We start from the raw sequence: 6,139 nt of genomic DNA, 5'->3' as shown, positions 1-6,139 counted from the left end.
TTAGGGGTAGCCCTACGCAAAAATAGCTCGATGCCAGGATTTTTAATTCAAACAATACCTCCAAGCTCACATCACAGCTCGGAGGTTTTTGTTTACAGCACTTCCGTCTCTTATAAGGTACACTAGATTAAAATATAAATACTTTTAAATGAAGTCATACTCTGTCGATCTTCGAGAAAAAATAGTTGCGGCACATCTTCAAAAAAACATCTCAATCAGAAAAGTAGCTAACATATTTTCCGTCTCAAAGAGTTTAGTGCAAAAGCTTGTAAAACAACAAAAACTTGAAGGAAATTTACAATCCAAGCGGCGAGGAAAGCCACAATTTAGTCATCTAAGAAATGCTGACATAGAGTTGACAGAATTAGTTGCATCACATCCAGATGCAACATTGATAGAATTGTGTGAATTATTTGCAGACAAGACTGGCAATTGGGTAGGTCGAAGTGCAATGTGTCGTGCATTACAGAAATTAGGATTAAATCGGAAAAAAAAACAAAGCGGAGTACCCAAGCTCTTACGGATAGAGTCCTGAATTTAAGATTAGATTTTTGGGAAAAGGTCAAACATATAGAGCCAGAAAATTTAGTATTTTTGGATGAAACTGGCGTTATACTTGGTTTAACAAGGACTCATGCCCGTTCACAGCAAGGAACAAGAGCTTACTCTCTTAACCCCTTCTATCGTGGATCAAAAGTTACAGTAATTGGAGCAATTAGTATTAAAAAAGTAGTGGCATTAATGACAATGAATAATTCAATGGATGGCAAAGCTTTTGAAGTATTATATTGAGAAGTTTTTAGTGCCAGAGTTATGGTCAGGAGCAGTAGTAGTGATGGATAATTTATCCGCGCATAAACTCGATTCAATTGTGCAAATGATTGAAGCTGTTGGCGCTTCAGTTCTTTGTTTATCCCCATATTCTCCCGATTTTAATCCAATTGAATTATGGTGGTCACAACTCAAATCTTTCTTACGCAGTTTTGCTCCAACTACAACAGAAATGGTTGATAAACTAATATCAGTTGCACTCGACTTAATAAATCCTCAACATTTCAGAAACTGGTTTGCTAATTGCTGCTACTGTACCTCATAACAGCCGAAAATGCTGTATCACCCATATTCCGCACTTCAATTCGTAGTGGATATGAACTACACTCAAAGAAAACCCCAAATTATAATTTGGATACCGAAGTAACTATATAAAGAAACATTTTTACACTTACCAGAGCTGCGATCGCAGAGTGCAGAATATAGGTTCAATGGCTGAAACCATTGTCATAGTTGGTTTATGGAAAATACCAAAATTTTCAAAATAAGTAGTAATCAGCAAATCGGGCAAAGAAATCTATGGTTTGGAAAAATTCTTTTCCAGTTTATTCAGTAAGCCTGTGCAAAATGGACTGATGATGTGAACCAAAGTGAGTACAGAGTAAGCATTTACTCCTTGATTTAAGCAATACTCCCCCGCTTTCTGGCTTCTTTGTACGAAGTTCCCACATTTTTCAAACCAGCTTTAATCATTTGTTGTTCAAGGAGGGCAAAGAAACGCGTTCTATCACCACCTTTTACCACCGCTTGATTATGAGCTTCTGCGATCGCTACTGGGTAGCCATATCCTTTTTGCACTTGTGCTAGCATTAGCCCCAATGCTTGGTCTAGTATGCTTACATTCTCTGCTACCCATGCTGGAAATTCGATCCGGGCGATTTCAGTACCAACGTGGACATAGCAAAAGTAAATGGTTTGGTCTCCGTAGAGTTCGAGAATGGGGGAATTACTGCGCCACAGGGTACTGCGTTGTCCTGGCTTGAGTCGGGTTGCCCAAACAGAAGTATCTCGCAAGTGTTCAAAAATTTTACAAGCTACTTTTTCTAGCTGATTTGGGCAATAAGTTTTACAGTCGGGCACTGGATGAGGACAAGCTAACAACCGTAAAAAGTTCATTGTTTCGATGCTGCCAGAGGCACTAAGATAGCCCATCAAGGGAATTTGAGCATCACGCATTTGCTGCCAAGCTTCCAGGATGGGGGGTAAAATGTGATCGCGTGCATCCATCGGCAATTGTTCTAAAAACCAGTAAATTAAAGAACCATCTACCATCGCCAATGCTGGTGCTTCCCCTTTCGCTGCACATGCAAGTTCTGCCAACACCGTTATTTCTGAAGCAGTGCGGCGGAAACTCATCCATTCTTCGGTTCTAATTCCCCACTGCCGGGACATATATAAATCTTCCGGGCGGTAAAATACCTCTGCCAAACTATCAAGTAATGGATGGCGGTTTTGTCCGTAGTGTAAAACTACTCTGCCAATATTCAGGAGATAACAATAAGCAATTTCGTGATGGTTGGGGGCAATTTGCGAACCATCGGTGGCGATGACTGTATGTATTTTTGGAGGAACTGGGATATCAATGCAGGTTTCTAACGGCTCAATTGGGGTAGCATTAGCAAAGAGAATGCGATCGCGCCATTTTTCTTGGCGATCAATTAAATCTTGTTGAGACTCGTAAGCATTTTTGAGATGCTGTTGCGCCAATTCTAAACGCTGGCGACTGGCAACTGCTTCTAAAGTCAGATGCTGACTTAAACCCTGCATTTGTTGTGCCAGTTTTGTAAGGTCAAGCATAAAAGTAAGTGCTAAATCAGGAGTAAATAGTTATAAGTTATTATTTCACCTAAATCGAAAAACGTAAGCTTCTGATTTCTAATCTTTGCTATATATCCCACTTCGTTACCATTTTGCGTCGGGATAAGTTCCGAAGCTAATAACTAAAATTCTCTTCAAACGACTAAGTAAATGATTTTAGTCCACTTGAGAGCCAGGAAATTAAGTTCCTGGCGGGATACCGATAAAGGCAACAATTTGACTATTACAGAAATCTGAACAATGACAAGCTCTTTTAGGGTAAAGGTATTAAGAGATTATTGCAACATATTTCATATATTTAAAGCCAAGCAGAGAAATCTTTGGAAAAATGAGACAATGATAAGAGGTGAATTCGCGGCTCATTTTGGGCGGCTTCCCGTTCTGCTTGGGTATTATAACCCCAGTCTGCGAGGAAGAGTTTCACATCTTCAAGGTCCGCTTGCTGTTGGACTAACTGCAAAGTCTTGAGTCTATCTTCTACAAACCAGAGACTAACTGCCTTGTTTTCTGCTTCTTGCTTTAAATTTCGCAGAATTTCATATTTAGGACGCTTGACTTCTTTGCCAGTAATTGCTTCTGCTGGGAAATTCACTCCTTGTTGTTGCAACAACTGCTGGACAAAACGCCCTTCTTTAGTTGTCACAATGTATAGCTTAACTCCACTGTCAAGAGTTAATTTGATTTTTTCTACTACACCTGGATAAAATCTATGCAGACTTAGCCAACCGTCTAAATCTGTGGTAATCCATTCATCTCGTTGATTATCTAGCTTCGCAGCAATTTCTCTTGCTTGCAGTTTGTCATTTAACAAAAGTTTTGGGGCGATGGTTGCCCATTCATGAAGAATTTTATCATCAAGAATTCCATCTACCAAGGCTTTGATTAAAACCGGCATTTCCCAGCCTGTTTCAATTACAGGTCGTAGGCGATAGAATCTTAAAGCTAAATCATCTGGCGGTGTGTCGTTAGCAAAAGACCAAATTTCACAGTAGGTACGCCATGCTACCTCAAAATATTCAATTAGTCCGTCGCATATGACTCCATCAAAGTCTAGGGCTAAAATTGTGGGACTACTTGCTGTCATTGTTTTGAGGATGAAACTGCTTTTGCCAGCTTAACTGAACTAGCAATAATTTGTTGTATCACAAGTGTAGGCAGGAAAAATAGTCTGGATGATTGTAGGCGATCGCTTTAGCACTTCCAAGCGGGTAACTCTTCATCGCATTGATGATTCCAAACCGCCTCGACCTTTTGCTTCTCAATAGTACCTAGAAACGTACTGTTACGTTAATAATCCGAAATGTGATGATTTTAGTGTGAATCCCTCAGTGTAACTCGACTGACATGTAAGAGGGGATTACTGGCTTCCTAAGAAAACAGAGGAAGTGGTTTCTTTTATACTTAACGAGCGGGTGTTACGTACCTGACTTTAAGTCATAGCATGTCTAGTTATTCCTTTACACCTGCTCAGTTGGCGCAGCCTAAGAAGAGAAGAGACTTGACTTGACTATCACTAAATAGTGATAAAAGTGGAAGGTTGAGCCAAAAGTATACTTGCAGTGACATTATCCAACTTTGCCAACAGTTGATTGTCAGAACTATTCATAATGAAGGTTTGACTTCCTTGTTGCTGTATTAACAATTGACCAAACTTGAGACCACCTGACAAGGCAATTTTGTCCTTACCCACTTCAAAGTCAGTAATGGAGTCCGTGCCGTCGCCAGAAGCTAACACAAAGGTGTCAGCACCATAACCCCCTGTAAGTACATCTTTGCCTCCGCCCCCATAAAGCCAGTCATTGCCTGCGCCGCCTAATAGTTGGTCATCGCCGATACCACCAAATAGCGTATCATTACCGTTGTCACCCGAAAGCTTGTCATTGCCGCTATCGCCATAGAGCAGGTCATCACCATCATTTCCCCAGAGAGTATCGTTTCCGTCGCCTCCCGAAAGTTGGTCATTTCCTAGATTACCTACAATGGTGTCTCCACCCCCAAACCCATAAATCTTGTTGGCTGGGGCATTGCCTTTTAAGTACTCAGAATTTTCAGTGCCATTGAGAAGATAAATTTCGCTAGCAAGAGGGGGTTTAACTGTGCCACTAATGGCAAAGTTAAAGGGGCTTTCGTTACTATCATTAGTCGTCAAACTAAAGCTGCCAGCATAGGTTCCAGGTGTAGGTGTATTGGTATTGAGTTCCACCGTTATAGTTCTTGAATCATTGGCAGCCACGGTATATGGAAAAGTTCCTACCAAACTAAAGCCGTCGGGGAGTTTGAGATTACCCAAGTTGAGCGTAGCTGTACCCGTATTCTTGATGGTGAAAGTTTTGGTTATGGTACTGCCGAAAGCGACGTTGCCAAAGTCGACGGGAGTGGTGCTGCCATCTGCAATGTCAACTGTGCCATTGAGAACTTGAATTTCGGGGGCAGGAGCGGGCTTAACTGTACCGCTAATGGCAAAGTCAAAGTTGCTTTCGTTAGGATCGTTGTTGGTCAAAGTTAAACTGCCACCATAGGTTCCAGGTGTATTCGTATTAAGTGCCACCTTTATATTCGTCCAATTATTGACAGCTATGGTACTTGGAAGAGTTCCTACCAAACTAAAGCCGTCGGGGAGTTTAAGATTACTCAGGTTGAGTGCAGCTTTACCCGTGTTCTTAATGGTAAAACTTTGAGTTACGGTGCTGCCGAAAGCGGCCTTGCCAAAGTCAATGGCAGTAGTGCTGCCATCTACAATGTCAACTGTGCCATTGAAAACTTGAATTTCGGGAGCATTAACTTTACCACTAATAGCAAAGTCAAAGGTGCTTTCGTTACTATCGTTGTTGGTTAAACTGAAGTTGCCAGTGTAGGTTCCGCCAGTGGCCGTATTTAGTGCCACCGTTATATTCGCCGAAGTCTTAGCAGCCACAGTACCTGGAAGAGTTCCTACCAAACTAAAGCCGTCGGGGAGTTTGAGATTACTCAGGTTGAGTGCAGCTATGCCTGTGTTTTTAATGGTAAAAGTTTTGGTCACGGTACTGCCAGCAATGACCTCGCCAAAGTTAATGGGGGTAGTGCTGTTATCTGCAATGTCAACTGTGCCATCAAGAACTTGAATTTCGGGGTTAGGAGTCTTATTGGTGGCGGCTTCGTATACGCCAATATCAATCAATACATTGCCGTCGCCATTGCCATCTAGGGGAGTGTTCTTAGTGATGCTATTGAAATCATTGGAACCACCATCGATCGCAGGACTTCCAGGTTTGAGCCTAAAATCACCATTCGCTGCATTAACAAACAAGGGGTCTTGGTTTAAAACATTTTCCGATCCTGTGCCTGTAAAAGCTCCGTTGTAAGCAAGGTTATTGTTAAATGAAGTATTACTAGAATTAACAATAGAAGTAGCAGACACTCCGTCGTTTGCATACATAATATTGTTATAGACCTGAACATTTTTAGCACTGTTAAGGAAAATTTCTCCGTCTGGGATTTCTTGTGAATTTTG

At 41.3% G+C, this 6,139-nt stretch carries 6 protein-coding genes; 3 read left to right on the top strand and 3 right to left on the bottom strand.

Going from position 1 to position 6,139, the window contains the following annotated elements; translation table 11 throughout:
- Positions 1-148 precede the first annotated feature (148 nt).
- The 3 genes from V7K73_RS02835 to V7K73_RS02825 are packed head-to-tail and all read left to right on the top strand — an operon-like array spanning position 149 to position 1,096.
- Positions 149-535, top strand: a complete 387-nt coding sequence (locus V7K73_RS02835) for a helix-turn-helix domain-containing protein (RefSeq protein ID WP_334876939.1) — start codon at positions 149-151, stop codon at positions 533-535.
- 59 nt (positions 536-594) lie between these two features.
- Positions 595-792: a hypothetical protein gene (locus tag V7K73_RS02830; RefSeq protein WP_334876937.1), complete on the top strand. Its 198-nt coding sequence runs from the start codon at positions 595-597 to the stop codon at positions 790-792.
- Positions 764-1,096 carry a transposase gene (locus tag V7K73_RS02825; RefSeq protein ID WP_334876935.1) on the top strand — a complete coding sequence of 111 codons (333 nt, stop codon included), beginning with the start codon at positions 764-766 and terminating at the stop codon, positions 1,094-1,096. The genes V7K73_RS02830 and V7K73_RS02825 overlap by 29 nt, the downstream gene beginning before the upstream one ends.
- Before the next feature lie 356 nt (positions 1,097-1,452).
- Here V7K73_RS02825 and V7K73_RS02820 read toward each other — a convergent pair whose 3' ends face one another.
- The 3 genes from V7K73_RS02820 to V7K73_RS02810 all read right to left on the bottom strand — a co-directional run.
- A complete protein-coding gene (locus V7K73_RS02820) occupies positions 1,453-2,628 on the bottom strand; it encodes a DNA double-strand break repair nuclease NurA (protein ID WP_334876933.1) in 1,176 nt (391 codons plus the stop codon).
- A gap of 319 nt (positions 2,629-2,947) precedes the next feature.
- Positions 2,948-3,733, bottom strand: coding sequence for an HAD family hydrolase (locus V7K73_RS02815; protein WP_334876931.1), 786 nt, complete (start codon positions 3,731-3,733; stop codon positions 2,948-2,950).
- A 429-nt stretch (positions 3,734-4,162) separates the two neighbouring features.
- The coding region (locus V7K73_RS02810; protein ID WP_334876929.1) for a choice-of-anchor D domain-containing protein at positions 4,163-6,139 on the bottom strand (1,977 nt) is incomplete at its 5' end.

The sequence above is a fragment of the Nostoc sp. genome (genome assembly GCF_036916975.1).
Lineage (GTDB): Bacteria > Cyanobacteriota > Cyanobacteriia > Cyanobacteriales > Nostocaceae > Nostoc.
The sequence above is the reverse complement of the archived record's forward strand: the minus strand, read 5'-3'. Positions and strand labels throughout refer to the sequence as shown.

What these genes read in the sequence shown, in the direction of transcription:
- V7K73_RS02815 (WP_334876931.1), bottom strand. Translation starts at nt 3,733, where the DNA reads ATGACAGCAAGTAGTCCCACAATTTTAGCCCTAGACTTTGATGGAGTC.
- V7K73_RS02820 (WP_334876933.1), bottom strand. Translation starts at nt 2,628, where the DNA reads ATGCTTGACCTTACAAAACTGGCACAACAAATGCAGGGTTTAAGTCAG.
- V7K73_RS02835 (WP_334876939.1), top strand. Translation starts at nt 149, where the DNA reads ATGAAGTCATACTCTGTCGATCTTCGAGAAAAAATAGTTGCGGCACAT.
- V7K73_RS02825 (WP_334876935.1), top strand. Translation starts at nt 764, where the DNA reads ATGGCAAAGCTTTTGAAGTATTATATTGAGAAGTTTTTAGTGCCAGAG.